The sequence below is a fragment of the Sphingopyxis sp. NJF-3 genome, assembly GCF_053514865.1.
Map to the genome: position 1 here is coordinate 1,894,150 of NZ_CM130726.1, position 25,308 is coordinate 1,919,457.

Consider the following 25,308-nt stretch of genomic DNA (forward strand, 5'->3'; position numbering starts at 1 on the left):
TGCAATCGCCTGAAATATTATTATGGTCTTCGCGAGCTCAGAAAGCGGAAGTTACAAAATGGCGAGCCAAAAATTCGATCAGATCGATCTGCAGATCCTCGGCGAACTGCAGAAAAACGGGCGGATGACCAATGTCGAACTGGCGCAGATGGTGGGATTGACCGCCCCTCCCTGCCTGCGCCGCGTGCGCGCGCTCGAAGAATCGGGCGTGATCCGTTCCTATCACGCCGATCTCGACGCAGCGAAGCTGGGGTACGGGATCACCGTCTTCGCGATGGTCAGTCTGCGCAGCCAGGCCGAATCCGACCTGCAGGCGTTCGAGGATTATGTCGGCGGGCTGGCCGAGGTTCGCGAATGCTACATGCTGAACGGAGAGATCGACTTCCTGCTCAAGGTGGTCGCGCGCGACCTCCAGAGCTTCCAGTCGTTCCTGACCGCGCACCTGACCTCGGCGCCCAACGTGACGAGCGTCAAGACCTCGCTGACGATTCGCACCGCCAAACAGCTCGCCGGCATCCCGGTCGAACCCTGAAGCAGCGCCTGCGGAATCGAAAAGGGCGCCGCTCCCGAAGGGGAACGGCGCCCTTTTCGTCGCGTGACCGCCGGGGTCAGCCGCCGGTTGCCGGCGCTGGCGCAGCTGCGGCAGGTGCAGCTGCAGGAGCTGCGGCGGCATCGAGCTTCGCCAGCCAGAATTTGGCGAGCACCTTGCGCAGACCCGTGACCTGTCCGAAGCTCGCCTTGGCGGTGGCCGTATCGCCCGTCAGCGCCTGCGCGACGGCGAGGCGATAGGTCCACAAATCCTTGTCGCCGCCGGCGCTGAGCGCTGCCTGATAGAGCGGAATCGCTTCGGCCGCGCGGCCATAGCCGACCAGCGCGTCGCCGGTCACGCCGGCGACCTTCGGGTTCGACAGCGTCGCAGGCTTCTTCGCATAGGCGGCGAGCGTCGATTCCTCGTCACCTGCGCGCTCGGCCTGCGTCTTGGCCAGTTCATCGAGATCGGCGTCGGTGACCGGAATGACCTTCTTCGCCTTGCCCTCGCGGATCACCGCGACCGCTTCGCCCGGCAGGGCCGCCTGCGACGCGAGCGACGCATATTCGGCATATTCGCCACGCTCGAGCAGCGAGTTCGTCGCGCGCATCAGCCGCAGTGTATCGAGCGTACGATCCTTGTCGGCGCCCCTGAGCGCGATCATCAGCGTCTGGTGCCAGATCTCGGGGCTCGGATAGGACTGGACGCGCAGCGCCAGAAGGTCGAGCATCTCGTCGGTGCGGTTCGCTTCCTGCAGCGCGCGCGCGGGAACCACGAACATCTGCTCGGACGGCCGCTGCCCGGCGGCGAGCATCTTCGCGATATTCTCCTTGGCGAAGGCGACCGCCTTGTCGGTCTGGCCCGACTTCGCATAGCTGTCGAGCAGCACGTCGGGCAGCGAGGCTTCGGTCGATCCGGCGGCGCGCGCCGCTTCGAGCCGCTGCGCCGCCTTGGCATAATCCTTCTTCTGATAGGCGAACTGGCCGGCGAAGAAGTTATAGACCGCCGCGTCGGCGGCGCCCACAAGGCCCGAATCGAGCGCGGTGTTCAGGCCCTGCTCCTGCAGCGCCTGATCCTTGTTCAGGATGCCGAGCTGCAGGGTGAAGAAGCCGAGGTAATATTTGTCGTCGTTCGACGTCGCTTTGCCTTGGCCTTCGGTGATCGCCGCCTGCAGGCCCGCCGCGTCCTTCTTCTTCAGCGTCTCGTCCATCTTCTGGGCGATGGGCAGGAAATCCTTGCTCGGGGTGATCTGCGGGCCCTTGGCCGCCTCTTCCTTCTTCGGCTTTTCGCGCGCGGCCGCGGGGGCGGCGGCGGTCGTCATCATCGCGAGACCCAGCACAGCGGCCATCGCCGTCGCGGGCATCGAGCGAAAACGCTTGATCATCTTGAATCTCTCCTTTGAATCGGCCGCCTTGCCCGGCATACGCCGGTTCGACCGCGGTTCGGTAACGCGGCTAAACGCCAAGCGTTGCCAAGGCAAGACGGCCGTGGTCGATATTCGGATGTCAGGACGCGGCTGAACGGGGATTGAACCCGCTTTGTCGCGCAGCGCCTAGGCGAGGGTCTCGATCGTCCTATTGATCTGGCGCAGCACGGCGGGGTCGCCCGGCGCGCCGGCCATCGCCTCTTCGGCGAGTTCGATCAGCGGAACGATGCCGAAGGTGGCTGCGAGCCCCTTGAGGCGAAGCGCTGCGATGTGCCAGTTCGCATCGCAGCGGGCCCGGCGCATCAGGTCGCTCAGGTCGCGCGCGCTGTCCGCGAAGGCGCTGCGCAGGTCGAGCGCCATCGCGGGATCGTCGCCGACCGCGGCGCTGAGATACCGGTCGAGGGGGCCACTGTCGAAAGACATTCCACAGCCCTGTCATATTGTGGTTAAGTTTCCGTTTCGCGCGACGCGTTTGATAGGTAAGATGGTGATATGACGGGGGACAAGAAGATCGTCGGATTGTGGCGGAATTCCGCAGCAAGCCAGGATGCGGACGAAACGGCGCCCGCCGAAACCGCAGCGCCCGAAAGCGCGCCGGCGGCCGAGGCCGCGGCCGCCGAAGAAACGCCCGCCGAACGCGACTGGCTCGACCGTTCGGCGCTGGTCGACAGCGACGAACCCGAGGAGGCGCCGCCCTCCCCCTCCTTCTGGCGCGATCGCCTTCCCGCGCTGCTCGTCGTCGCGGGTCTCCTGTGGACCGGTTTCGCGCTGACGGCCGCGACCGGACAATTCAGCCGCGCACCGGCGCTCGCCGAATGGCCCGCGCTCGTCGCGACCATCGCGATGCCGCTGACCCTCCTCCTCGTCCTGTGGATGGCCGCGCTCCGCTCGAGCCGCTCCGAACAGGCGCGCTTCGCTCGCGTCGCGTCGGCGCTGCGCGATGAGAATCAGGCGCTCGGACTGTCGATGCACTCGCTGAGCCTCCACCTCGCCGATGCGCAGAAGCAGCTCGCCGAACAGGCGAAGATCGTCCAGCAGCTCGGGCTCGACGCGGTCGCGCGGCTGCACGAAAGCAGCGACAAGCTCGCGAGCAATGCATCGGTGATCGCCAATGCGAACGACCAGCTCGCGCGGTCGGGCGACGTCGCGATGCAGCGGATGGACGGGCTGCTCGCGGGGCTGCCCCGGATCGACGACGTCGCGCAGCGGCTCGCGGTCAATTTCCGCGAAGCGGGGCTGGTGGCGCATCAGCAGGGCGCCGGTCTCGAGGCGAAGCTCGCCGCGCTCGCCGAGGAAGCGGCGAAGACCGCGCAGACCGGCGAAGCTTCGGCCGCGAGCCTTTCCGATGCGATCGCCGCGCTTCAGGAGCGCACGAAGGAGACCGAGGCGGCGCTGCTCGCGGCATCGGCGCAGGTCACCGGCGCGCACGGCACCGCGCTCGCCCAGATCACCCACTCGGCGGCCTCCGCGCGCGAAGAAATGAGCGCGACCGTCGCGGCGATGGGCGAGCAGATCGAAGCGAGCTGGCGACGGTTCCGCGAAGGCGTCGATGCGGCCGCCACCGATATGGACGCGCGGCTCGCCGCCGCGCGCGCCGCGGGAACCGAGATCGGCGAGCAGATCGCGGGCCATGGCGCCGCGAGCGAAGCACTCGCCGCGCGCATCAAGGCGCATGCCGCCGAGGTCGGCGAGCAGCTCGAGGTTCTCGACGTCAGCGTGTCGGCGAGCACCGGCGTCATCGGCCGCGCGATCGACGACACCAAGGGCCAGCTCGCGGCCTTCATGGCCGAGGTGCAGAGCGGCAACGGCTCGGCGCGCGAACTCATCACTCATGCCGAATCGCTGCTTCTCGCGCTCGACGCGGTGACGCGCGAGCTCGACGAGACGCTGCCGCGCGCACTCGACCGCATGGGGGCACACGGCCAGACCACGCAGACCGCGCTTGCGCAGCTCAAGCCGACGCTCGAGGCGTCGGAGCTCGTCGCGCAGTCGACCCTGTCGCACGTCAATGCGGTCCAATCGACCTTGCAGGCGAACGAGGACAAGATGGCCGGCCATGCCGAAAGCCAGCAGGCGCTGGCCGAGCGCCTCAACGCATCGCTCGCCGAAGCCGACGCCGCGCTGGCGAAGCTGCGCGCCGGTGCCGACGAGTTCGCCGAGCAGGGCGGCGCGCGAATGATCGCGACGCTGGGCGAGGTTCGTACCATCGCCGACAGCGCCGCCGAAGAGGCGCGCCAGACGCTCGACAAGCTCGTCGCCGGCGCGCGCGACGCGATGCACGCCACCGCGACCGGCGCGATCGACGCGGCGTTCAAGACCGAGATCATGGCGCAGCTCGGCGCGATCGAGGACGCCTCGCAGCGCGCGGTCGAGGCCGCGAACGGCGCCGCCGACCGGCTGATGCGCCAGCTCATCACCATCATGGACACCAGCGCGAGCGTCGAACAGCGCGCGCGCGAGGCCGATCAGGCGATCGCCGCGTCGGACCGCGATTCGCTGGCGAAGCAGGCGGGGCTGCTCACCGAGGCGCTCAAGTCGACCGCGATCGACCTCACCAAGATATTGTCGAGCGAAGTCAGCGACACCGCGTGGGACGCCTATCTGAAGGGCGATCGCGGCGTCTTCGCGCGGCGCGCGGTCAAGCTGGTCGAGAACAACGAAGCGAAGGAAATCCTGCGCCTCTATCAGGCCGACGACAGCTTCCACGCCGCGGTCAACCAGTTCATCCACGATTTCGAGGCGATGCTGCGCCTCCTCATCGGCGCGCGCGACGGTTCGGCGATCAGCGTCACCTTGCTCTCGTCGGACATCGGCAAGCTCTACGTCGCGCTGGCACAGGCGATCGACCGGTTGCGGAACTGAGTTCCCAGCTGTTTGGCGAGAACAGGCGTCGCGATCCTTTGGGGTGGGGAGCTGTCATCCAAGTTCGTCATGCTGAACTTGTTTCAGCATCCATGGCCAGGTCTCTCCTTCGGCGCCGCGCCAAATTCGAGGGCAGGCCATGGACCCTGAAACAAGTTCAGGGTGACGAGGAATTCAATGTCTTGTTCCGGTCGGAAGTGGACATTCGTCACCCCGGATTTGATCCGGGGTCCCGCTCGATGTTGAAACCGGTTGATGCCGCAAAAAGCGGGATCCCGGATCAAGTCCGGGATGACGATGAAAGAGCATGCACGTCTCGGTGAATAACCGCTCGGTGGTCCCCGGCGAAAGCCGGGGTCCAGGGCGTTAGCAAGCCGACGCCGCGCGATTACGCTCTGGACCCCGGCTTTCGCCAGGGATCATATTGCACGAGACCGCACAACCGATCGAACCAGCCTTCGCCCTACCCCTCGACCTCGCTGATATCCTCGAGCATGTCGGGTTCGAGCACCCGCACCCGGCCCTGGTCGAGCGCGATGATCCCCGATTCCTCCCAGCTCCGCAGCTGGCGGTTGATATGCTCGCGGCTCATGCCCGCGAAATTGCCGAGTTCGGTCTGGCTGAGCTCGACGCGCGCGACCGCGTCGGGGCTGTCCTTGCGCATCAGGCGCTTGAGGTAGCGCGCGAGGCGCGGGCCCGAAGCGTAGGCGCGGTCGCTTTCGATCGTCTGGTCGGCGGTGCGCAGCCGCCGCGCGAGCTGCTGCATCAGCGACCAGGCGAAATCGGGGTGGCTGGTCACGAAATCGCGCATCGCGTTGCGGCCGAGCTGGAGCGCGGTACCCGCGCTCGTCGCCACCACCGATGCCGTGCGCTCGCCGCCGTCGAGCAAAGCGATCTCGCCCAGCACCGCGCCGGGCTCGGCATAGGCGAGGACGATCTCGCGCCCGTTCGCGGTCAAGAGCGAGACGCGCGCGCTGCCCTCGGTCAGGATCAGCAGGCTGTCGCCCTTGTCGCCCTGGCTCAGCAATTCCTTGCCCTTGGCGAACCGGAGCTCCACCGCGCGGCCCGCGATGTCGGCCCAGTCGTCGACCGTCAGCCCCGAAAAGATGCTGTCGGGGCCCTGAAGTTCGGCGAGTTTCGCGTGATCCATTGCCCCTGTCCTTCCCTGTGCCGCGTCAGACCAGCCGGCTCTGCTTGACCGCCGCCTCGATGAAGCCCGCGAACAGCGGATGCGGGTCGAACGGCTTCGACTTGAGCTCGGGGTGGAACTGCACCCCGATGAACCACGGATGGTCGGGCCGCTCGACGATTTCGGGCAGCATGCCATCGGGCGACAGGCCTGAAAAGACCAGACCGCCCTTTTCGAGGGCGTCGCGATAGGCGCCGTTGACCTCGTAGCGGTGGCGATGGCGTTCGCTGATGTCGTTCGCACCGTAAATGCTCGCGACATGGCTGTTCGGCGACAGCTTCGCCTCATAGGCGCCAAGCCGCATCGTGCCGCCCATGTCGGTCTCGGCGCCGCGCTGCTGCAGCCCCTCGGCGCTCATCCATTCGGTGATCAGGCCGACCACCGGCTCGCTGGTCGGCCCGAATTCGGTGCTCGACGCGTCGGCGATGCCGCTCGTGTTGCGCGCGCCCTCGATGCACGCCATCTGCATGCCAAGGCAGATGCCGAGAAAGGGCACGCCGCGCTCGCGCGCGAAGCGGACGCTCGCGATCTTGCCTTCGGACCCGCGCTCGCCGAAGCCGCCGGGGACGAGGATGCCGTGCATCGGCTCGAGATTGGCCGCCAGATCCTCGTCGCGCTCGAACATTTCGGCGTCGAGCCAGCGGATATTGACCTTGACCCGATGCGCGAGGCCGCCGTGGACCAGCGCCTCGTTGAGCGACTTGTAGGCGTCGGGCAGCGAGACATATTTGCCGACGACGCCGATCGTCACCTCACCCTCGGGGTGCTGCTTGCGGTCCATGATGTCGTACCAGGCCGTCAGGTCGGGATCGGGCGCGTCGTGGATGCCGAAGGCGCGCAGGACTTCGGAATCAAGCCCCTCGCCATGATATTGGACCGGCACCGAATAGATGGAATCGGCGTCGAGCGCCGGGATCACCGCTTCCTTCCGCACGTTGCAGAATTGCGCGATCTTCGCGCGTTCGCCGTCGGGCAACGGCTTTTCGCAGCGGCAGAGCAATATGTCGGGCTGGACGCCCAGCGACGCGAGTTCGCGCACGCTGTGCTGGGTCGGCTTGGTCTTCAGCTCGCCCGCCGCCGCGATATAGGGGACCAGCGTGACGTGGACGGACAGCGTGTTCTCGCGCCCTTCCTCGTTCCTCAGCTGGCGGATCGCCTCGATGAAGGGAAGCGATTCGATATCGCCGACGGTGCCGCCGATCTCGCACAGCACGAAGTCGAGGTCGTCGGTCTCGGCGCGCGCGAAGGCTTTGATCGCGTCGGTGACGTGCGGAACCACCTGCACCGTCGCGCCCAGATAATCGCCGCGGCGCTCCTTGGTGATGATCTGCTGATAGATGCGGCCCGAGGTGACATTGTCGCTCTGCCGCGCCGCGACGCCGGTGAAGCGCTCGTAATGGCCGAGGTCGAGGTCGGTTTCCGCCCCGTCGTCGGTCACATAGACCTCGCCGTGCTGATAGGGCGACATGGTGCCCGGATCGACGTTCAGATAGGGATCGAACTTGCGAATGCGCACGCGAAATCCCCGCGCCTGCAACAGGGCCGCGAGGCTTGCCGCCATCAGACCTTTGCCAAGGGAGGAGACCACGCCGCCGGTGATGAAAATGAACCGCGCCATGGGAGGAAAGACTTACTCAAAGGAGGGGTGACGGCGCAAGCCGTCGAATCACATGCGGCGGAAAAAATTCCGCCGCGCGAACGCGCACGCGCCGCCCTCATGGGCAGAGCGGCTTATTTCTTGGCAGGAGCGTTTTGGGCGGGCGCCTGAGCGGGCTGGTTCGCCGCCGCGGCCGCGGCCGCCAGCGGGTCGTCGCTCGCCGGAGCGGCGGTCTGCGCCGCGTTCGGCGCCGTGGGCGCCTGGCCGGTCAGCGACGAAGAGGGCGTGCCGCTCGACTGCTGCGCGGTCTTCGACAGCGAGGTGTCGATGGTCGAGCCGCTGCGCCCGACCGACGCCATCGCGGCAAGGACGATCGACAGGCCGACGAACAGGCAGGCGAGGATCGTCGTCGCGCGGGTCAGGAAATCCGCCGCGCCGCGCGCCGACAACAGGCCCGCCGGACTGCCGCCGACGCCGAGCCCGCCACCTTCCGACTTCTGCATCAGGATGACGCCGATCATCGCGGCCGCGATGACGGCCTGGACGACGAGCAGGAAGGTAAAGAGGCTGGACATCGAAATTTCCCGAAAACGTGAACGGCCCCGCATGAGGCCATAGTCGCAGGCGCACATAGAGACGAAGCCGCGCGGCTTCAAGGAAGAAGCGCGTCATCGGCATTGGGTTGGGGAGCGGTCATTTCCCGAAGTTAGGAGATGGAGAACGTCGCCTCTCGGTCGCAAGCCGACAAGCAGGCAAACTACCCCAGCATCCCCGCTGCCTCGACGATCGGCACGAATTTCGCTGCGGTCAGGCTCGCGCCGCCGACGAGCGCGCCGTCGACGTCGCCCGCGCCGAGCAGTTCGGCGGCGTTGTCGCCGGTGACCGAGCCGCCATAAAGGATGCGAACCTCGGCCGCGCCGGCGCCGATCCGTTCGGAGAGCGCGGCACGGATCGATCCGTGCATCGCCGCCACATCCTCGGTCGTCGGGACCAGCCCGGTGCCGATCGCCCAGATCGGTTCATAGGCGATGGCGAGCGCCGCGCGCTCGAAATCGTCGGGCAGCGATTCGCGCACCTGCTTCAGCACATGGTCGATCGCGCCGCCCGATTCGCGGACCGCGCGGGATTCGCCGACACACAGGATCACCGCCAGCCCCGCGGCGAGCGCCGCCTCGGCCTTCGCCTTCACGTCGGCGTTGGTCTCACCGAACCCCTCGCGCCGCTCGCTGTGTCCGACGATGACCAGGCGCGCGCCGGCATCGGCGAGCATCGGCGCGGAGACCGATCCGGTGAAGGCGCCCGATGCCTGCGCGTGGCAGTCCTGCCCGCCAACGCTGCCGCCGGTCGCCGCCATCGCGCCGATCAGCGTGAAGGGCGGGCAGAGCGCGACGTCGACCGCGGCGTGGCCGCGCGCCGCGGCAAAGATCGCCTCAGCCTCGCCGAGCGCCGCGCGCAGACCGTTCATCTTCCAGTTGCCGACCACATATTTGCGCCGCGCCATCGCTCCACTCCGTGCTGTTGGTTTCGATTGCGAGCGCCCTAGCCTTGCGGACCAGCCATAGGCAAGCCGGGTGGAAAAGCCTTTCCCGCCTTGAAGCCTGTTCGCCACCCGCCTAAAGCAGCGCCGAACCGCGCCTTCCTTGCGCCCATTCGAAAGATTGCCCGTTCGATGATCACCGCGATCCGCCGCCTCTTTTCCTCCGCGATCGGCAAGTTTCTCGCGCTTGCCTTCGTCGTCCTCGTCGGCATCGCCTTCGCGCTGAGCGACGTCACCGGCAATTCGGCCTTCGGCGGGCTCGGCGGCGCCAATGTCGCCAAGGTGGGCAGCACCGAGATCGGCAGCGGCGAACTGCGCGACCGCGTGCGGCTCGCCTATAACCAGGCGCGCCAGCAGCAGCCGGGGCTGACCATGGCGGCCTTCGTCGAATCGGGCGGGCTCGACCAGGTGCTCGACCAGCTCATCGAGGGCGCGGCGTTCGAACAGCTCGCGAACGACATGGGCTTCGGCCTCAACAAGCGCCTCGTCGACGGCCGCATCGCCGACCTGCCGATCTTCGCCGGCGTGTCGGGCAGCTTCGACCAGGCGGCCTATCAGGCGTTCCTGCGCCAGAATGGCATCAGCGAAGCCCAGCTGCGCGGCGATATCCGCCAGCAGCTGTTTCTCGAACAGATCGCCGAGCCGATCGGCCGGATGCCGCGCGTGTCGGCAGCGATGGCGCAGCCCTACGCGGCGCTGCTCCTCGAAAAGCGGCGCGGCTCCGCGACCTTCGTCCCCGCGAGCCCCTTTGCGCCGACGACCGATCCGGGCGACGCGGCGCTGCGCAAATATCTGTCGCAGCATGTGGCGCGCTACACCGTTCCCGAGCGCCGGGTGATCCAATATGCGCTGTTCGACCGCAGCGCCGTCCCCGTCCCCGCGGTCACCGACGCCGAAATCGCCGAGGCCTACAAGGCAAACGCGCCGCGCTACGCCGCCAGCGAGACGCGCCGCTTCGCGCAGGTGATCGCGCCCGACCAGGCGACCGCGGCCGCCATCGCGACCAAGGTGCGCGGCGGCACCTCGCTCGCCGCCGCGGCGCAGGCCGCGGGGCTTTCGGCCGCGACGACCGGCGACCTGACCCAGGCTGCCTATGCCGCGACCACCAGTGCGGCGGTGGCCAAGACCGCCTTCGCCGCGAAACAGGGCGACCTGCTCGGCCCGACGCAGACCGAGCTCGGCTGGGCCGTCGCGCGCGTCGAGAATGTCACCGTCAAGCCGGCGCGCACCCTCGCCGAGGCGAGCAGCGAGATCCGCGAGGAACTCGCAAAGAACAAGGGCAACGAAGCGATCGTCGACTATTACAACGCCATTCAGGACGCGGTGAACGGCGGCGCCGCGATCGAGGAGGTCGCGAGCGACCGCAAGCTCAAGCTCGTCGAGACCCCTGCGCTGCTCCCCAGCGGCCGCGCCCCGGCCCAGCCCGCCTTCGCGCTGCCCCCCGAAATGGCGCCGATGGTCGCGCAGGCCTTCCAGGGCAGCGCCGAGGGCGAGGGCCAGCTCGCGACGCTCGTCGAGAATGAGAAGTTCGCCGTCTTCGCGGTGAAAACGATCGTCGCGGCTGCGCCGCCGCCCTTTGCCGAGATTCGGGGCGATCTCTTGACCGACTGGCGCCTCGCCGAGGGACAGAAGGTCGCCCGCGACAAGGCGCGCGCGATCGTCAAGGCGGTCGAAGGCGGCAAGGCCCTCGCGGTCGCGGTGCGCGAGGCCGGCCCCAACATCGGCTCGGTCCAGACGATCGGCGGCAGCCGCGCCGAGCTGGGCCAGAACGGCCAGCCGGTCCCGCCCGAACTCGCGCTCCTCTTCTCGATGGCGCAGGGCAGCGTGAAAACGCTCGAAATTCCCGGCAATCGTGGCTGGATGGTGATCGCGCTCGGCGAGGTCGACCGCCCGAACCCCAAGGATATCGACCCCAGGCGCGTCGCCGCGATCGCGCAGCCGCTCGGCCCGGCGTTCGGCAACGAACTGGTCGGCGAACTCGTCGCCGAGGCGAAGCGCCGCGCCGGAGTGAAGATCAACAAGGACCTGCTCGAACAGCTGCGCAAGGAGCTGACCGGCACGGCGCCGGCTCAGTAGGGCCGATGACGACGCTCGAAGGCAGGGCGGCCGCGCTCGAAGCGCTGGCGCAGGGACGCGGCGCGGTCGTCTGGCAGCGGCTGATCGCCGACGTCGAGACGCCGGTGTCCGCCGCGCTCAAGCTGATCGAGCCCGGACGCGGCGACTGGGTGCTCGAATCGGTCGAAAGCGGCGAAACGCGCGGGCGCTACAGCCTGCTTGGCCTCGACCCCGACCTGATGTTCGAGGTGACGGGCGACGCCGCGCGGATCAATCGCGACTGGCGCCACGACAAGGCCGCGTTCCTGCCCGTCGCGGCCCCCGCGCTGCAAGCGCTCCGCGACCTCGTCGCCGAATGCCGCTTCGACCTGCCCGAGGGGCTGCCCAAGGCGCTCGCAACGCTCGTCGGTTTCTTCGCCTACGAAACCATCGGCCTCGTCGAGCGTGTCCCGCGCGCGCCGGGCGCCGGGCTCGGCCTGCCCGACATGATCTTCGTGCGCCCGACGACGATCCTCGTCTTCGATCGCCTCGCCGACGAGCTGTTCCTGATCGCGCCGATCTGGCCCGACGCCAGCGCGCCGATCGACCGCATGATCGACGCCGCGCAGGATCGGCTCGACAGCATCGCCGCGCGCCTCGCAACCCAAAGCACCCACACCGATCGCGCCGCGACCGACGCGCAGCCCGACGCCATCGTCCGCAACGCCGCGACGAGCCCCGAACGCTTCGCCGACATGGTGCGCACCGCGAAGGATTATATCGCCGCGGGCGACATCTTTCAGGTCGTGCTCTCGCAGCGTTTCTCCACCCCGTTCGACCTGCCACCCTTCGACCTCTATCGCGCGCTCCGCCGCATCAACCCCTCGCCCTTCCTCTATTTCCTCGACCTGCCCGGCTTTGCGCTGATCGGCTCGTCGCCCGAAATCCTCGTTCGGGTCCGGGATGGCGAGATCACCATCCGCCCGATCGCCGGCACCCGCCCGCGCGGGCGCACCAGCGCCGAGGATGTCGAGAACCGCGAAAGCCTGCTCGCCGATCCCAAGGAGCGCGCCGAGCATCTGATGCTGCTCGACCTCGGCCGCAACGACGTCGGCCGCGCCGCGACCGGGGGCAGCGTCACCGTCACCGACAGCTATACGGTCGAATATTACAGCCACGTCATGCACATCGTGTCGAACGTCATCGGCCGCCTCGCGCCGGACAAAGACGCGATCGACGCGCTGTTCGCGGGCTTTCCCGCGGGCACGGTCAGCGGCGCGCCCAAGGTGCGCGCCTGCCAGATCATCGCCGAATTGGAAACCGACGCGCGCGGGCCTTACGCCGGCGGCGTCGGCTATTTCGCCCCCGACGGCAATATGGACAGCTGCATCGTGCTGCGCACCGCGATCGTCAAGGACGGCGAAATGCACGTCCAGGCCGGCGCGGGCATCGTCGCCGACAGCGATCCCGCCTATGAACAGCGCGAATGCGAGGCCAAGGCCGGCGCCCTCTTCGCCGCGGCGCGCGAAGCCGTGCGGCTTGCGGGAACCCCGGGATACGGGCAGTAGGGCGCCATGATCCTCGTCATCGACAATTACGACAGCTTCACCTTCAACCTCGTCCATTATCTGGTCGAGCTGGGGGCCGAAGTGCGGGTCGAGCGCAACGACGCGCTCACCGCGGCCGAAGCACTGGCGAGCGACGCCGATGCGATCCTCATTTCGCCCGGCCCCTGCACGCCCAACGAGGCCGGGATCAGCCTCGATCTCGTCGCCGCCTGCGCCGACGCGAAAAAGCCGCTGCTCGGTGTCTGCCTCGGCCATCAGGCGATCGGGCAGCATTTCGGCGGCATCGTGCAGCGCGGCCATTTGATGCACGGCAAGACCTCGCCCGTCTGCCACGACGGCAGCGGGCTGTTCGCGAACCTGCCCTCGCCGCTCACCGCCACGCGCTACCACAGCCTCGAGGTCGTCGAAATTCCGCCGGTCCTCGCGATCAACGCGACCAGCGACGACGGCGCGGTCATGGGCTTCCGCCATGTCGAACTGCCGATCCACGGCGTCCAGTTCCACCCCGAAAGCATCGCCACCGAGCACGGCCACGCGATGCTCGCCAATTTCCTGCGGATCGCGGGGCTTCCGGTCGCCGAGCGGCAGGCGGCATGAGCCGCTTCGGGCCCTTCCCCGACCCCACCGCGCTCCTCGATCATGACGAGGCGGCGCACGCCTTCGCGACAATGCTCGACGGCGGCGGCCGCGACGAGGATGTCGCCGCCTTCCTCTCGGCGCTTTCCGACCGCGGCGAAACGATGGTCGAGATCGCGGCCGCGGCGCAGGCGATGCGCGAGCGGATGATCCCGATCGACGCCCCCGAAGGCGCGATCGACGTCTGCGGCACCGGCGGCGACGGGCACCACACATTGAACGTCTCGACCGCGGTGTCGATCGTCGTCGCAGCGTGCGAGGTTCCGGTTGCAAAGCATGGAAATCGCGCCGCTTCCTCAAAATCGGGCGCTGCCGACACGCTCGAGGCACTCGGCCTCGACATGGCGCGCGCGAGCGAGAAGGCGGCGGCGCAGCTTGCCGACCTCGGCATCTGCTTCCTCTTCGCCGCGCATCATCATCCGGCGATGAAGCGCATCATGCCGATCCGCAAGGCGCTCGGCCGCCGCACCATCTTCAACCTGATGGGGCCGCTCGCCAATCCGGCGCGCGTCCGGCGCCAGCTCATCGGCATCGCGCGCCCCGCCTATGTCCCCGTTTATGCCGAGGCGATCCACCAGCTCGGCACCGATCATTCGCGCGTGATCTCGGGCGACGAGGGGCTCGACGAACTGTCGCTCGCGGGCGGCAACGAGGTCGCGGTGGTCACGCCCGAGGGCGTGCGGATGCAGCGCAGCGCGGCCGCCGACGCGGGTCTGCCGACGCATCCGATTTCCGCCATCCGCGGCGGCGATGCGGCCTATAACGCGAAGGCGCTCCGCGCGCTGCTGATGGGCGAGCATGGCGCCTATCGCGACGCCGTGCTCTACAATGCCGCCGAGGCGCTCGTCGTTGCGGGCGCGGCCGACACGCTGACCGACGGGGTCGAGGAAGCCGCCGAAGCGATCGACAAGGGGCTCGCCAACGCGCTGCTCGACTGCTGGATCGCCTATAAATGAACAAGCTCACTGAAATCCTCGCCACCAAGGCGGCCGAAGTCGCCGAACGGCGCAAGTCGCGCTCGATCGCCGCGCTCGATGCCGTCGACGGCGGCCCGGTGCGCGGCTTCGCCGCCGCGCTCGAAGCGAAAATCGCCGCGGGAGGCTTCGGGCTGATCGCCGAAATCAAGAAAGCATCGCCGTCCAAGGGGTTGATTCGCGAAGATTTCAACCCCGCCGAACACGCGCGTGCCTATGCCGCCGGCGGTGCGGCCTGCCTTTCGATCCTCACCGACGCGCCCTATTTCCAGGGTCATGAGGAATATCTGATCGCCGCGCGCACCGCGTGCAATCTGCCGGTGCTGCGCAAGGATTTCATGATCGATCCGTGGCAGGTCGCCGAAGCGCGGTCGATCGGCGCCGACGCGATCCTGATCATCGTCGCGGCGCTGGACGACGGCGTGATGCGCGAGATCGAGGCCGCGGCGTTCGAGCGCGGCATGGACGTCCTCGTCGAGGTCCACGACGAGGCCGAACTCGACCGCGCGCTCACTCACCTCCAGTCGCGCCTGATCGGCGTCAACAACCGCGACCTCCGTACCTTCGAAACCGACCTCGCGGTCACCGAACGCCTCGCGCAACGGGTGCCCCCCGGCACCCTCCTCGTCGGCGAAAGCGGCATCGCCACCCACGCCGACTGCCGACGGCTGGCGTCCAGCGGCGTCCGCGCCTTCCTCGTCGGCGAAAGCCTGATGCGCCAAAATGACGTCACGGCGGCAACGAAAGCGTTGCTGGAGGGGTAAAGCGGAGCGTCGGCTTTAGGGTGGGGAACTGCCATCCAAGCTCGTCATGCTGAACTTGTTTCAGCATCCATGGCCAGGTCTCTCCTTCGGCGCCGCGCCAAATTCGAGGGTCGGCCATGGACCCTGAAACAAGTTCAGGGTGACGAGGAATTCAATGTCTTGTTCCGGCCGCAACCGGCCGATCGCCGCTCCCGCCCCTTGCCTTTTCCGCCCCGCATTGCTTCGCTGCCCGCGATGCCAAACAAACCGACTCACCTCGACGAAACCGGCGCCGCGCACATGGTCGACGTCGGCGCCAAGCCCGCCACCGAGCGGCGCGCGGTCGCGGGCGGGCGCATCGCCATGTCCGCAGACGCGCTCGACGCGATCCGCAGCGGCAACGCGCCCAAGGGCGATGTCCTGTCGACCGCGCGGATCGCCGGGATCATGGCGGCAAAGCGCACCGCCGACCTCATCCCGCTCTGCCATCCGCTCGCGCTGACGAAGGTGACGGTCGACTTCGCGTGGGAAGCGGACGGCATTTCGGTCCGCGCCACCGCCGCGACCACAGGCCCGACGGGGGTCGAGATGGAGGCGCTGACCGCCGCCTCGGTCGCGCTGCTCACCCTCTACGACATGGCGAAGGCGCTCGACCGCGCGATGGCGCTGGAAGGCATCCGCCTGCTCGAAAAGAGCGGTGGTCGCTCGGGCGACTGGCGCGCGGCATGAGCGCGCTGCTGACGGTCGAGGAGGCGCAGGCGCGAATCCTCGCGCTCGGCGCACCGCTTCCGCCCGAAAATATCGCCTTTTCCGAATCGTTTGGCAGATATCTTTCGCAAGATGTCATAGCCGCTCGCGACCAGCCCGTGGCGGCGCTGTCGGCGATGGACGGCTATGCCGTTCGTTTCGTCGACCTCCCCGGCCCCTGGTCGATCGCGGGCGAGGTCGCTGCGGGCGCCGCGCCGCCGCGCGCGCTCGGTGCGGGCGAGGCAATGCGCATCTTCACCGGCGCGCTGCTCCCCGACGGCGCCGACACGGTGGTGGTGCAGGAAGATGTCGCCGCCGAAGGCACGGCGCTGACGCTCACCGGCGACGGCCCTGCATCGCTCGGCAAGCATGTCCGCGCCCGCGCCGGCGATTTTGCCGCGGGGGCGCGTCTGCTGCCCACCGGCACGCGCCTCACCCCCGGCGCGATCGCCGCGGCGATCATGGCCGGCGCCCCGGCGGCGCCGGTGCATCGCCGCCCGCGCGTCGCGATCCTCAGCACTGGCGACGAACTCGTCGCGCCGGGCCATCCGCTCGGCATCGGGCAGATCCCCGACAGCAACGGCGCGATGCTCGCCGCGATGCTCGGCGGCGAGGCCGCCGCGGTCGGCCTGCCGCTCCACGCCCGCGACGACCGCGCGGTTATTGCCGATATTCTCAGGGAGTTGGCGCGACGTCACGACGTCATCGTCACCATCGGCGGCGCCTCGGTCGGCGACCACGACCATGTTCAGGACGCGCTCGCCGACGCGGGGGGCACGGTCGATTTCTGGAAGGTCGCGATGCGCCCCGGCAAGCCGCTGATCGCCGGGACGATCGGGACTGCGGCCTTCCTCGGCCTTCCCGGCAACCCCGCCTCGGCCTTCGTCACGGCGACGCTGTTCCTGCTCCCGCTCGTCCGCCACCTCGCGGGGGCGCGCGATCCCTTGCCCGTCCTCCGACAGGCGCCGCTCGCCGCGCCGCTGGCCGCCGGCGGCGACCGCCGCGACTATCTGCGCGCACACCTCGATGCGGGCGGCCTGACGCCCTTCGCGACGCAGGACAGCGGCCAGACCGTTCCACTCGTCGCAGCCAACGCCCTGCTGGTCCGCGAGGCCCGCGCACCGGGGCGCGCGGCGGGTGCATCGGCGGATTATATCGCCATCGCTTGACAAGTTCCTCTATGTTCCACTATCGTTCCCCTTATGTCCGGAAATGGCAGCATGGAGAACGAGTGATGTTGACCGCGAAGCAGCACGAACTGCTCCACTTCATCCAGCAAAGGCTCGACGCGAGCGGCATTTCGCCGTCGTTCGAGGAGATGAAGGAAGCGCTCGGCCTCAAATCGAAGTCGGGGATACACCGCCTGATAAGCGCCTTGGAAGAAAGGGGATTTCTCCGCCGCCTTCCCAACCGTGCCCGCGCGCTGGAGGTGCTGAAACTCCCCGAGGCGGCCAAGGCGAAGGTGCGCGACGATCGCGATGTCGTGGTGCCGCTGCGCAAGCCCGCCCCGGCGCTGCGCCCGATCGCCGCGAACGACATCATCGAGGTTCCGCTCCACGGCCGCATCGCCGCGGGCGTGCCGATCGAGGCGTTCGAGGATCACAACCAGCTCTCGGTTCCCGCGGCGCTGCTCGGCTCGGGCGAGCATTATGCGCTCGAAGTGTCGGGCGACTCGATGATCGAGGCGGGCATCCTCGACGGCGACTATGCGCTGATCCAGAAAGCCGACACCGCGCGCGAGGGCGACATCGTCGTCGCGCTGGTCGACGGGCAGGATGCGACGCTCAAATATTTCCGCCGCGAAGGCCGCATGATCCGCCTCGATCCCGCGAACAGCGCCTATGAACCGCAGCGGTACGACGCGGCGCGCGTCATGGTGCAAGGGCGGCTTTCGGGACTGCTTCGTCGTTACCACTGACCTGAGGCGGGCGACGCCACGGATGTTCGTCGCCGGCGCGTAGCGCGGCGACGGCTTCGGGCCTCTCGTCCAGATAGAGTGCCAGCCCGCCGCTTTCCGCGAGGCTGTCGCGATCGACCGTCAACCAGCGCGCGGCGCATTCGCGCGGCAGCCAGCGGTCGCTGATCACGACGTCCGCCACTGCGCAGGCCGCCGCCATGTCGCGGCCTTCGATCCGGTCGCGCCCGCGCGCGGCGAGAATGACGTAGGATGCGCTCTCCCGCCCCTGCCGCCAGCGGCAGAAATCGGGGTTGCACTCAACATGGTCGAGATCAGAGAGCGCCGCCAGCGGCGCATCGGTTCCCGCCGCTTCGGCCATCGTGTCGCGGATATAATCGCCCGCGCGGTCGCGCAGCAGCGCATAGCCGCCGCCGGGGATCGCCGCGGCGATATGGCGCCCGTCGCCGGTGACCAGCAGATCGGGCCGCGGCTGCGCGACGAGCACGGCGACTCCGACAAGCAGCGGGACCGCCCCCGCCCATCGCCAGCGCGTCGCCCAGAGCAGCATCCATAGCCCGCCGAGAATAGCGAGCGCGAAGCCCCAGCGCGGAAAGACGGGCAGCGCCGCGACCGCGCCTGGCGCGTCGGCAACGCGGTGCGCGAGCCAGATCAGCCCACGCAGCGCCTGTTCGGCGACCCACCAGAAGGGCGCGCCGAGCCCGACGGCGTCGAACAGCAGCGCCAGCGCCTCGGCGGGCATGACGATGAAGGTCGTGAGCGGGATCGCGACGACATTGGCGAGCGCGCCGTAGAGCCCCGCCTTGTGGAAATGGAACAATGCGATCGGCGCCAGCGCCACTTCGACGACGAACCCGGTGATCAGAAGGCCCGCGAGCCCTCGCGCCCATCGCAGCGGCAGGCCCTCGTCGCGGCGCGCGAGAAAGGCGCGCATCCAACGACTTTCATGAAGCGCGATGATCGCGGTGACCGCCGCGAAGCTCAATTGAAAGCTCGGCCCCGCGAGCGATTCGGGCCGCCACACGAGGACGATGAGCGCCCCTGCCGCGACAAGACGCAGGGTAATCGCCTCGCGCCCGAGCAGAAAGGCGGCGAGGACGAGCAGCGCCGCGATCAACGAGCGCAGTGTCGGCACCTCGGCGCCTGCGAGCCAGGTATAGCCGGCCCCCGAGAGCGCCCCCGCCGCCGCCGCGAGCGGCAGCACGAAACCCGCGAGCGCCAGCCGGCGGCTCAGCCCGAACAGCCGCATCGCGAAAAACATCGCGAAGCCGACCACCGCGGTGACGTGCAGCCCGCTGATCGACAGCAGATGCGCGAGGCCGCTGCGGCGCATCGCTTCTGCATCGGCGTCGCTGATCGCGCCGCGATCGCCGGTGACCAGCGCCGCCGCGATGCCGCCCGGCGACCCCGCAACCCGATCGTGGATATGCGCGCTGAGCCGCGCGCGCAGCGGTTGTCCGGCGCGGCCCGCATCCGGCGCGCGCGTCACCTCGCCGAGCGCGGTTCCCACCGCGCCGATCCGGTCGAACCAGGCGCGCTGGGCGAAATCATAGCCGCCCGGCAGGCTCGCGACCGGCGGCGGCATCAGCCGCGCACGGATGCCCACATATTCGCCCGGCGCGATCCCCGCCCCCTGCGCGCCGCGCAGCGTCACCCGGACGCGCGGCGGCAGGTCGACGCGGCCGCGCGGGCGCAGAATCAGCCGGGTCTGCCCGCGCGCGGGCAGCGGCTCGACACTCTCGGCGAGCGCGGAGAATTGCGTCGTCACGGGATAGGCGAGCACGGGCTCGGCGACCCACAGCGCGCGGCCCCAGACGAGCAGCACGCCCAATGCCGCCACGCCGCAGCCGACTACGAGGATGCGCCCAGCCCGGCGCTGCCACCCGGCGAGCAGGCCGGTCAGCATGCCGCCCGCGAGCAGCAACAACAGGCCGATCCAGTGCACGCGCGCCGGCAAGGCGAACCATCCCGCGATGCCTGCGCCGAGCGCGACGGGCAGCCAGAGCGCGATCCGCTCGCGCTCGGCCTCGAGCCGCGCCTCGACCGCACCGGCCAGCCGGCGCAGCGATCGCGCGCCGCGCGCACCAATGGGCGTTTGAAGCGGCCATGTCGCCATGCTAGGGGCACCCCCGATCCCCGTTCCCGGCCCCCGCCGGGACCGGCAAAGTGAGTGAAAGACTTCGTGGTGGCAACCGAAAACCAGACCGATACGACCGAAGCGACCGGCGCCGCCGTGGTGACCCGCTTCGCCCCCTCCCCGACCGGCTTCCTGCACATCGGCGGCGCGCGCACCGCGCTGTTCAACTGGCTGTTCGCACGCCATCACGGCGGCAAGTTCCTGCTGCGGATCGAGGATACCGACCGTGCGCGCTCGACCGACGCGGCGATCGACGCGATCCTCGACGGCATGAAGTGGCTCGACCTCGATTGGGACGGCGACACCGTCTATCAGTTCGCGCGCGCCGGGCGCCATGCCGAGGTCGCGCAGGACCTGCTCGCGAAGGGCGAGGCCTATCGCTGCTATCTGACCCAGGACGAACTCGCCGCGATGCGCGCCGAGGCGCAGGAAAAGCGCCAGCCGTTCCGTGTCCGCAGCCCGTGGCGCGACCGCGACGACGGCGACCCCGCGGTACCGCACGTCGTCCGGCTGCGCGCGCCGCAGGAGGGCACGGTGACGATCCGCGACCGCGTCCAGGGCGAAGTGACGGTGCAGAATGCCGAGCTCGACGATTTCGTCCTGCTCCGCTCCGACGGCACGCCGACCTATATGCTGAGCGTCGTCGTCGACGACAACGACATGGGGGTGACGCACGTCATCCGCGGCGACGACCATCTCAACAACGCCTTCCGCCAGCTCGCGCTGATCCGGTCGATGGACTGGCGCGAGCCCGTCTATGCCCATGTCCCGCTGATCCACGGTGCCGACGGCGCCAAACTTTCGAAGCGTCATGGCGCGCTCGGCGTCGACGCCTATCGCGACGAGATGGGCTATCTGCCCGAGGCGGTGAACAATTACCTCCTCCGCCTGGGCTGGGGCCATGGCGACGACGAGATCATCAGCCGCGCGCAGGCGGTCGAATGGTTCGACCTCGCGCATGTCGGCCGCTCGCCCTCGCGCTTCGACTTCAAGAAGCTCGAGAATCTGAACGGCCATTATATCCGCGAGGCCGACGATGCGCGGCTCGCGGATCTCGTCGCTCCGCGCGTCGAAACGCTGGCCAAGCGGCCGCTCGGCGAGGCCGACCGCGCGCTGCTGACGCGGGCGATGGGCGCGCTGAAACCGCGCGCAAAGACCTTGGACGAGATCGCCGAGGGCGCCGTCTTCCTGTTCCTGCCCGACGATCTGCGGATGGACGAAAAGGCGGGTCAGCTGCTAAGGGATGCGCCCGCGGGACTGCTCGCCGATATCACGGCGCGGCTGCGAGGATTGAACGACTGGACCGGCGAGAGCGTCGAGGCCGCGGTGCGCGAAACCGCCGAGGCCGCGGAGCTCGGGCTTGGCAAGCTTGCCCAGCCGCTGCGCGCCGCCTTGACGGGTCGCGCGGTGTCGCCGGGGATTTTCGACGTGCTGCTGCTGCTCGGCCGCGACGCCAGCCTGGCGCGACTTGACGCAGCGCACAATTATCCGGCAGGGGCGTAGCCGCAACGATTTGGCCCTATAGATCAGGGGAAGATACATGACCGACAAGACCGCCACCATCACCCTGGAGGGCAAGGACGTAGAAAGCCCCGTGCTGTCGGGAACCGTAGGGCCCGACGTCGTCGACATCCGCAAATTCTATAGCCAGACCGGCGCCTTCACCTATGATCCCGGCTTCACCTCGACCGCGAGTTGCGAGTCGAAACTGACCTATATCGACGGCGACGAGGGCGTGCTGCTCCATCGCGGCTATCCGATCGGCGAACTCGCCGAACATTCGAGCTTCATGGAAGTCGCCTATCTGCTGCTCAACGGCGAGCTGCCGAGCGCCGACGAGCTGACGACGTTCGACAACACCATCACCCGCCACACGATGGTTCACGAGCAGCTCGCGACCTTCTATCGCGGTTTCCGCCGCGACGCGCACCCGATGGCGATCCTCTGCGGCGTCGTCGGCGCGCTCAGTGCCTTCTATCATGACTCGACCGAGATCCACGACCCGCACCAGCGCATGATCGCCAGCCACCGGCTGATCGCGAAGATGCCGACGATCGCGGCGATGGCGTATAAATATTCGGTCGGCCAGCCCTTCGTCTATCCGCGCAACGACCTTGGCTATACGCATAATTTCCTGCGCATGACCTTCGGCGTTCCCGCCGAGGAATATGAGGTCGATCCGGCGGTCGTCCGCGCGCTCGACCGCATCTTCATCCTCCACGCCGATCACGAGCAAAATGCGTCGACTTCGACCGTCCGCCTCGCGGGCTCGTCGGGCGCCAATCCCTTCGCGTGCATCGCGGCGGGCATCGCCTGCCTGTGGGGCCCCGCGCACGGCGGCGCCAACGAGGCCGCGCTCAACATGCTGCGCGAGATCGGCCGGCCCGAGCGCATCCCCGAATATATCGCGCGGGCGAAGGACAAGGACGATCCGTTCCGCCTGATGGGCTTCGGCCACCGCGTCTACAAGAATTACGACCCGCGCGCGACGGTGATGCAGAAAACGGTGCGCGAAGTGTTCGCCGCGCTCAAGGTCAACGACCCGATGTTCGACGTCGCGCTGCAGCTCGAGGACATGGCGCTCAACGACGATTATTTCATCGAGAAGAAGCTGTTCCCGAACGTCGACTTCTATTCGGGCGTGATCCTGTCGGCGATCGGCTTCCCGACGACGATGTTCACCGTCCTCTTCGCGCTCGCCCGCACCGTCGGCTGGGTCGCGCAGTGGAACGAGATGATCTCCGACCCCGCGCAGAAGATCGGCCGCCCGCGCCAGCTTTACACGGGCCCGACGCAGCGCACCTATGTGCCGGTGGAGAAGCGCTGAGCGAAACCCATTGGGTTGTTGAAAAAGGGGGCTGCGCCGGGCGCGGCCCCTTTTTTCTTGGCGACTAGCAACCGATAACAGCCGTCGCCCCCGCGAAGGCGGGGGCCGCCGTCGTTTTACGCAGCGGCGCAGGAATAGGCCTCCAGCGGCCCCCGCCTTCGCGGGGGCGACGCGTCATGCAACGCCCGCTCACCACCCCAAAGCTCATGTTCCAGCCCTAACCCCGCGCCGGCAAACTCAGCGTGAATCGCGCGCCCTGCCCCGGCGCGCTATCCACCGTCAGGTCGCCGTCCATCGCACGCGCGAGCCGGCGGGCAATGTAGAGGCCGAGGCCCGAGCCGCCGCTGTCGGTGCGGCCGAGACGTTCGAATTTTTCGAACATCACCGCCTGCTGATCGGCCGAAATCCCCTGCCCCTGGTCGGCGACGGTCACCGTCGCCCGGTCGTCCTCGCGGTCGACGCGGATCCAGATCAGCGAATTTTCGGGCGAATAACGGATCGCATTGCCGAGCAGGTTGAGCAGCACCTGCAGCACGCGGCGAAATTCGCCATAGGCGGGCGCCTGATCGTCGGTGCGCGGCGCATCGATGCGAATGCCCTTTTCCTCGGCCTTCATCCCGAGCAGCCCGACCGCGCGGCGCGCGAGGTCGCCAAGGTCGATCTCGTCGCGCGCGGCCTTGAAGCCGGGGCGCTCGATATTCTGAAGATCGGCAAGATCGTCGACGAGTCCGAGCAGATGGCGTCCGGCATGCGCGATATCGCCGGCGTAGCGCGCATAATCGGCGCGGATCGGGCCGTCGAACTGGCCCGAAATCGTCTCCGCGGTCGCGATGATCCGGCTCAGCGGTCCGCGCAGCGCGCCGTCGATCCGGCGGCCGAACTGTGGATCGGACAGCGGCAACGATCCGAAGGCGGGGTCGGCCAGCGACCGCCCCGAGCCATCGTCCCGCGGCGAATCGGCAGGCATGGCCACGCCGCGAAACCCGGTGAAGCCCCCCGCCGCATCGAACAGCGGATCGCCGGAGAGCATCGTCGCATCGCGACCGCCGCCGGCATCGACACGCGCCGATTGCCCTTCGAACGGCGCCTGGCGCGCCAGCGCCCGCAGCACGGCGAAATGGCCGTCACCATCGGGCTGAAGCTCGAACAACTCGGACAGCGACCGCCCTTCCCAGCCCGCCGGGACCGGCGGCGCTTCGACGCCGGCGCGCAGCGCGATCAGGCGCAGGCGGGCGTCGCACTCCCAGCTCCAGCCGCCGGCTGCCGCCCGCGACGCGCCATGCGCCGGGGCCTGCGGCTGGGCGATCGGGCGCGTTCGCCAATCGCTGATTTCGAGGCTGGCGCCGTCGGCATCGGGAATGATGCGGACGAGCGCGTGGACGTCGCTGTGATCGTCTGCGGCGTGGAGCGGCCGGCTGATGTCGCGCTGAAGTCGCTGGGCAAGCGCGACGAGGCGCGCAAGATGCGGCAGCGCCAGCGGTTTTTCGAGTCCCGCACCCGCGCGCTGCTGAAGGCGCAGCAGCGGCGCATCGGCGCTGACCAGTGTGCCCGCGCGGTCGATCCGGCCACGAACGATACGCGCGCTCATGCTTCGCCTTCCGGTGGCGGCGCCACGCGCTCGGCGCGTGCGGCGAGCAGCGCCGCATAATCCTCGTCCGCCGCCCCGCCGCCCGAAATCGTGCGGCCAGGCAGCAGCGTCAGCGACGCCTCAAGCGGCGCGAGCGCCGTCCGATCGACGCGCAGCGGTGCGAGCAGCGACGGCAGCGCCGCGGTTTCCGCGGTCAGCAGCGTCAGCGCCATCTCGCCATAGGGCCGGCGATGCGCGGCTGCGGCGAGCGCGATCAGCGCGGGCCAGTCATGCCGTGCGATCGTCGAGGCCGCGGCTTCGGCAAGCGCGCCCTCGGCTTCGAGCACGTGGTGCCAGTTGGTGGCCGCCGCGTCGATCCCGCCCTCGCCCGCCTGCCCGGCCAGTACCGCGCGCACGGCATCGCCGAGCCGCGCCGCTTCCGCCCCCGCTTTTCCAAGCTGGACCAGCCGCCAGGCCGCGATATCGAGCAATAGCGCCCGAAGCAGGTCGGGATCGAGATCCGCGACCGCGATGCAAGGATTGCCCAGCGCGTCGGTGCGGCGCCGGTCGGCGATCTGCAATGCCAGATAGCCGCGATCGATATCGGTCATCGGCGCGTCCGCAGCCGGAATGCCGCCCGCTTCATCCGCGCCGGCCGTTTCTTCATGCGCAGGGATCAGCGGCGGCGCGGCGCGCAACGCCGACTGCTCGCGCCAGCGATGCTCCTCGCCGCGGGCGAAACAGGGGGCCGCGAGCCGCTCGGCGCCCGGTAGCCCGCCCTCGATCCAATCGAGCCAGAGCGCTGCCGGATCGATCGCCGCATCGAGCTGCGCCGCGACGTCGGCAACCAACCGCCGCGCGATGCCGAGCGCCAGCGCGCGCTGCTCCTCGGTCAGCCGCGCCGCGCCCGGAGCGGCGAGATAATCCGCCATTTCCTTGAGGCGCGCCGACAGAGGCAGCGACGGCAGTCCGGTGCCGGGCGAGGCGAGGGAATCACGCATGCACGATCGCCAATAGCAG

21 protein-coding genes are annotated in these 25,308 nt (G+C 68.8%); 12 read left to right on the forward strand and 9 right to left on the reverse strand.

Going from position 1 to position 25,308, the window contains the following annotated elements:
- The first annotated feature begins 58 nt into the window (after positions 1-58).
- Positions 59-532 carry an Lrp/AsnC family transcriptional regulator gene (locus ACOTSS_RS09280; RefSeq protein WP_448691197.1) on the forward strand — a complete coding sequence of 158 codons (474 nt, stop codon included), beginning with the start codon at positions 59-61 and terminating at the stop codon, positions 530-532.
- A 76-nt stretch (positions 533-608) separates the two neighbouring features.
- Here the strand turns inward: ACOTSS_RS09280 and ACOTSS_RS09285 are convergent, their stop codons facing one another.
- Both ACOTSS_RS09285 and ACOTSS_RS09290 read right to left on the reverse strand, forming a co-directional pair.
- A complete protein-coding gene (locus ACOTSS_RS09285; protein ID WP_448691198.1) occupies positions 609-1,913 on the reverse strand; it encodes a tetratricopeptide repeat protein in 1,305 nt (434 codons plus the stop codon).
- 168 nt (positions 1,914-2,081) lie between these two features.
- Positions 2,082-2,378: an Hpt domain-containing protein gene (locus ACOTSS_RS09290; RefSeq protein ID WP_448691199.1), complete on the reverse strand. Its 297-nt coding sequence runs from the start codon at positions 2,376-2,378 to the stop codon at positions 2,082-2,084.
- 69 nt (positions 2,379-2,447) lie between these two features.
- On the opposite strand from ACOTSS_RS09290, the gene ACOTSS_RS09295 reads away from it, so the two are divergent.
- On the forward strand, positions 2,448-4,817 hold the full coding sequence (locus ACOTSS_RS09295; RefSeq protein ID WP_448691200.1) for a hypothetical protein: 2,370 nt from the start codon (positions 2,448-2,450) through the stop codon (positions 4,815-4,817).
- A 463-nt stretch (positions 4,818-5,280) separates the two neighbouring features.
- Here ACOTSS_RS09295 and ACOTSS_RS09300 read toward each other — a convergent pair whose 3' ends face one another.
- The 4 genes from ACOTSS_RS09300 to tpiA all read right to left on the reverse strand — a co-directional run bounded on the left by ACOTSS_RS09300 (position 5,281) and on the right by tpiA (position 9,104).
- Positions 5,281-5,967 (reverse strand): Crp/Fnr family transcriptional regulator, encoded by a 687-nt coding sequence (locus ACOTSS_RS09300; protein WP_448691201.1) that lies wholly within the window; start codon positions 5,965-5,967, stop codon positions 5,281-5,283.
- A 25-nt stretch (positions 5,968-5,992) separates the two neighbouring features.
- Positions 5,993-7,624, reverse strand: a complete 1,632-nt coding sequence (locus tag ACOTSS_RS09305; RefSeq protein ID WP_448691202.1) for a CTP synthase — start codon at positions 7,622-7,624, stop codon at positions 5,993-5,995.
- A 113-nt stretch (positions 7,625-7,737) separates the two neighbouring features.
- Complete coding sequence (gene secG / locus ACOTSS_RS09310) at positions 7,738-8,178, reverse strand: preprotein translocase subunit SecG (protein WP_448691203.1); 441 nt, start codon at positions 8,176-8,178, stop codon at positions 7,738-7,740.
- Positions 8,179-8,360: 182 nt separating this feature from the next.
- Entirely contained in the window at positions 8,361-9,104 is a 744-nt protein-coding gene (gene tpiA / locus ACOTSS_RS09315; RefSeq protein ID WP_095388261.1) for a triose-phosphate isomerase, read from the reverse strand.
- 168 nt (positions 9,105-9,272) lie between these two features.
- On the opposite strand from tpiA, the gene ACOTSS_RS09320 reads away from it, so the two are divergent.
- From ACOTSS_RS09320 to lexA, 8 genes are all read left to right on the forward strand, one after another.
- On the forward strand, positions 9,273-11,216 hold the full coding sequence (locus ACOTSS_RS09320) for a SurA N-terminal domain-containing protein (RefSeq protein WP_448691204.1): 1,944 nt from the start codon (positions 9,273-9,275) through the stop codon (positions 11,214-11,216).
- Between the two features lie 5 nt (positions 11,217-11,221).
- Positions 11,222-12,742 (forward strand): anthranilate synthase component I, encoded by a 1,521-nt coding sequence (gene trpE, locus ACOTSS_RS09325; RefSeq protein WP_448691205.1) that lies wholly within the window; start codon positions 11,222-11,224, stop codon positions 12,740-12,742.
- Positions 12,743-12,748: 6 nt separating this feature from the next.
- Positions 12,749-13,339 (forward strand): anthranilate synthase component II, encoded by a 591-nt coding sequence (locus ACOTSS_RS09330; RefSeq protein ID WP_448691206.1) that lies wholly within the window; start codon positions 12,749-12,751, stop codon positions 13,337-13,339.
- The gene (gene trpD / locus ACOTSS_RS09335) at positions 13,336-14,334 is read left to right on the forward strand and encodes an anthranilate phosphoribosyltransferase (protein ID WP_448691207.1); all 999 of its coding nucleotides are present in this window, start codon (positions 13,336-13,338) and stop codon (positions 14,332-14,334) included. Before ACOTSS_RS09330 ends, trpD begins: the two co-directional genes overlap by 4 nt.
- On the forward strand, positions 14,331-15,116 hold the full coding sequence (gene trpC / locus ACOTSS_RS09340) for an indole-3-glycerol phosphate synthase TrpC (protein ID WP_448691208.1): 786 nt from the start codon (positions 14,331-14,333) through the stop codon (positions 15,114-15,116). Before trpD ends, trpC begins: the two co-directional genes overlap by 4 nt.
- Positions 15,117-15,350: 234 nt before the next feature.
- Positions 15,351-15,824 (forward strand): cyclic pyranopterin monophosphate synthase MoaC, encoded by a 474-nt coding sequence (moaC, locus tag ACOTSS_RS09345; protein WP_448691209.1) that lies wholly within the window; start codon positions 15,351-15,353, stop codon positions 15,822-15,824.
- A complete protein-coding gene (locus ACOTSS_RS09350; RefSeq protein ID WP_448691210.1) occupies positions 15,821-17,011 on the forward strand; it encodes a molybdopterin molybdotransferase MoeA in 1,191 nt (396 codons plus the stop codon). The genes moaC and ACOTSS_RS09350 overlap by 4 nt, the downstream gene beginning before the upstream one ends.
- A 65-nt stretch (positions 17,012-17,076) precedes the next feature.
- Positions 17,077-17,760: a transcriptional repressor LexA gene (lexA, locus tag ACOTSS_RS09355; protein WP_448691211.1), complete on the forward strand. Its 684-nt coding sequence runs from the start codon at positions 17,077-17,079 to the stop codon at positions 17,758-17,760.
- On the opposite strand, the gene ACOTSS_RS09360 is transcribed toward lexA, so the two are convergent.
- Positions 17,714-19,873 carry a ComEC/Rec2 family competence protein gene (locus tag ACOTSS_RS09360; protein WP_448691212.1) on the reverse strand — a complete coding sequence of 720 codons (2,160 nt, stop codon included), beginning with the start codon at positions 19,871-19,873 and terminating at the stop codon, positions 17,714-17,716. The genes lexA and ACOTSS_RS09360 overlap by 47 nt on opposite strands.
- Positions 19,874-19,942: 69 nt before the next feature.
- On the opposite strand from ACOTSS_RS09360, the gene gltX reads away from it, so the two are divergent.
- Both gltX and ACOTSS_RS09370 read left to right on the forward strand, forming a co-directional pair.
- Positions 19,943-21,397: a glutamate--tRNA ligase gene (gene gltX / locus ACOTSS_RS09365; RefSeq protein ID WP_448691213.1), complete on the forward strand. Its 1,455-nt coding sequence runs from the start codon at positions 19,943-19,945 to the stop codon at positions 21,395-21,397.
- Positions 21,398-21,434: 37 nt separating this feature from the next.
- Positions 21,435-22,721 (forward strand): citrate synthase, encoded by a 1,287-nt coding sequence (locus ACOTSS_RS09370; RefSeq protein ID WP_448691214.1) that lies wholly within the window; start codon positions 21,435-21,437, stop codon positions 22,719-22,721.
- A 217-nt stretch (positions 22,722-22,938) separates the two neighbouring features.
- Here ACOTSS_RS09370 and ACOTSS_RS09375 read toward each other — a convergent pair whose 3' ends face one another.
- Both ACOTSS_RS09375 and ACOTSS_RS09380 read right to left on the reverse strand, forming a co-directional pair.
- Positions 22,939-24,309: a sensor histidine kinase gene (locus tag ACOTSS_RS09375; protein ID WP_448691215.1), complete on the reverse strand. Its 1,371-nt coding sequence runs from the start codon at positions 24,307-24,309 to the stop codon at positions 22,939-22,941.
- Entirely contained in the window at positions 24,306-25,289 is a 984-nt protein-coding gene (locus ACOTSS_RS09380) for a hypothetical protein (RefSeq protein WP_448691216.1), read from the reverse strand. Before ACOTSS_RS09380 ends, ACOTSS_RS09375 begins: the two co-directional genes overlap by 4 nt.
- Positions 25,290-25,308 lie beyond the last annotated feature (19 nt).

What these genes read in the sequence shown, in the direction of transcription:
- ACOTSS_RS09360 (WP_448691212.1), bottom strand. Translation starts at nt 19,873, where the DNA reads ATGGCGACATGGCCGCTTCAAACGCCCATTGGTGCGCGCGGCGCGCGA.
- trpC (WP_448691208.1), top strand. Translation starts at nt 14,331, where the DNA reads ATGAACAAGCTCACTGAAATCCTCGCCACCAAGGCGGCCGAAGTCGCC.
- ACOTSS_RS09290 (WP_448691199.1), bottom strand. Translation starts at nt 2,378, where the DNA reads ATGTCTTTCGACAGTGGCCCCCTCGACCGGTATCTCAGCGCCGCGGTC.
- ACOTSS_RS09285 (WP_448691198.1), bottom strand. Translation starts at nt 1,913, where the DNA reads ATGATCAAGCGTTTTCGCTCGATGCCCGCGACGGCGATGGCCGCTGTG.
- moaC (WP_448691209.1), top strand. Translation starts at nt 15,351, where the DNA reads ATGCCAAACAAACCGACTCACCTCGACGAAACCGGCGCCGCGCACATG.
- ACOTSS_RS09295 (WP_448691200.1), top strand. Translation starts at nt 2,448, where the DNA reads ATGACGGGGGACAAGAAGATCGTCGGATTGTGGCGGAATTCCGCAGCA.
- ACOTSS_RS09370 (WP_448691214.1), top strand. Translation starts at nt 21,435, where the DNA reads ATGACCGACAAGACCGCCACCATCACCCTGGAGGGCAAGGACGTAGAA.
- ACOTSS_RS09330 (WP_448691206.1), top strand. Translation starts at nt 12,749, where the DNA reads ATGATCCTCGTCATCGACAATTACGACAGCTTCACCTTCAACCTCGTC.
- ACOTSS_RS09320 (WP_448691204.1), top strand. Translation starts at nt 9,273, where the DNA reads ATGATCACCGCGATCCGCCGCCTCTTTTCCTCCGCGATCGGCAAGTTT.
- ACOTSS_RS09380 (WP_448691216.1), bottom strand. Translation starts at nt 25,289, where the DNA reads ATGCGTGATTCCCTCGCCTCGCCCGGCACCGGACTGCCGTCGCTGCCT.
- trpD (WP_448691207.1), top strand. Translation starts at nt 13,336, where the DNA reads ATGAGCCGCTTCGGGCCCTTCCCCGACCCCACCGCGCTCCTCGATCAT.
- secG (WP_448691203.1), bottom strand. Translation starts at nt 8,178, where the DNA reads ATGTCCAGCCTCTTTACCTTCCTGCTCGTCGTCCAGGCCGTCATCGCG.
- ACOTSS_RS09350 (WP_448691210.1), top strand. Translation starts at nt 15,821, where the DNA reads ATGAGCGCGCTGCTGACGGTCGAGGAGGCGCAGGCGCGAATCCTCGCG.
- ACOTSS_RS09300 (WP_448691201.1), bottom strand. Translation starts at nt 5,967, where the DNA reads ATGGATCACGCGAAACTCGCCGAACTTCAGGGCCCCGACAGCATCTTT.
- lexA (WP_448691211.1), top strand. Translation starts at nt 17,077, where the DNA reads ATGTTGACCGCGAAGCAGCACGAACTGCTCCACTTCATCCAGCAAAGG.
- ACOTSS_RS09305 (WP_448691202.1), bottom strand. Translation starts at nt 7,624, where the DNA reads ATGGCGCGGTTCATTTTCATCACCGGCGGCGTGGTCTCCTCCCTTGGC.
- ACOTSS_RS09280 (WP_448691197.1), top strand. Translation starts at nt 59, where the DNA reads ATGGCGAGCCAAAAATTCGATCAGATCGATCTGCAGATCCTCGGCGAA.
- trpE (WP_448691205.1), top strand. Translation starts at nt 11,222, where the DNA reads ATGACGACGCTCGAAGGCAGGGCGGCCGCGCTCGAAGCGCTGGCGCAG.
- tpiA (WP_095388261.1), bottom strand. Translation starts at nt 9,104, where the DNA reads ATGGCGCGGCGCAAATATGTGGTCGGCAACTGGAAGATGAACGGTCTG.
- ACOTSS_RS09375 (WP_448691215.1), bottom strand. Translation starts at nt 24,309, where the DNA reads ATGAGCGCGCGTATCGTTCGTGGCCGGATCGACCGCGCGGGCACACTG.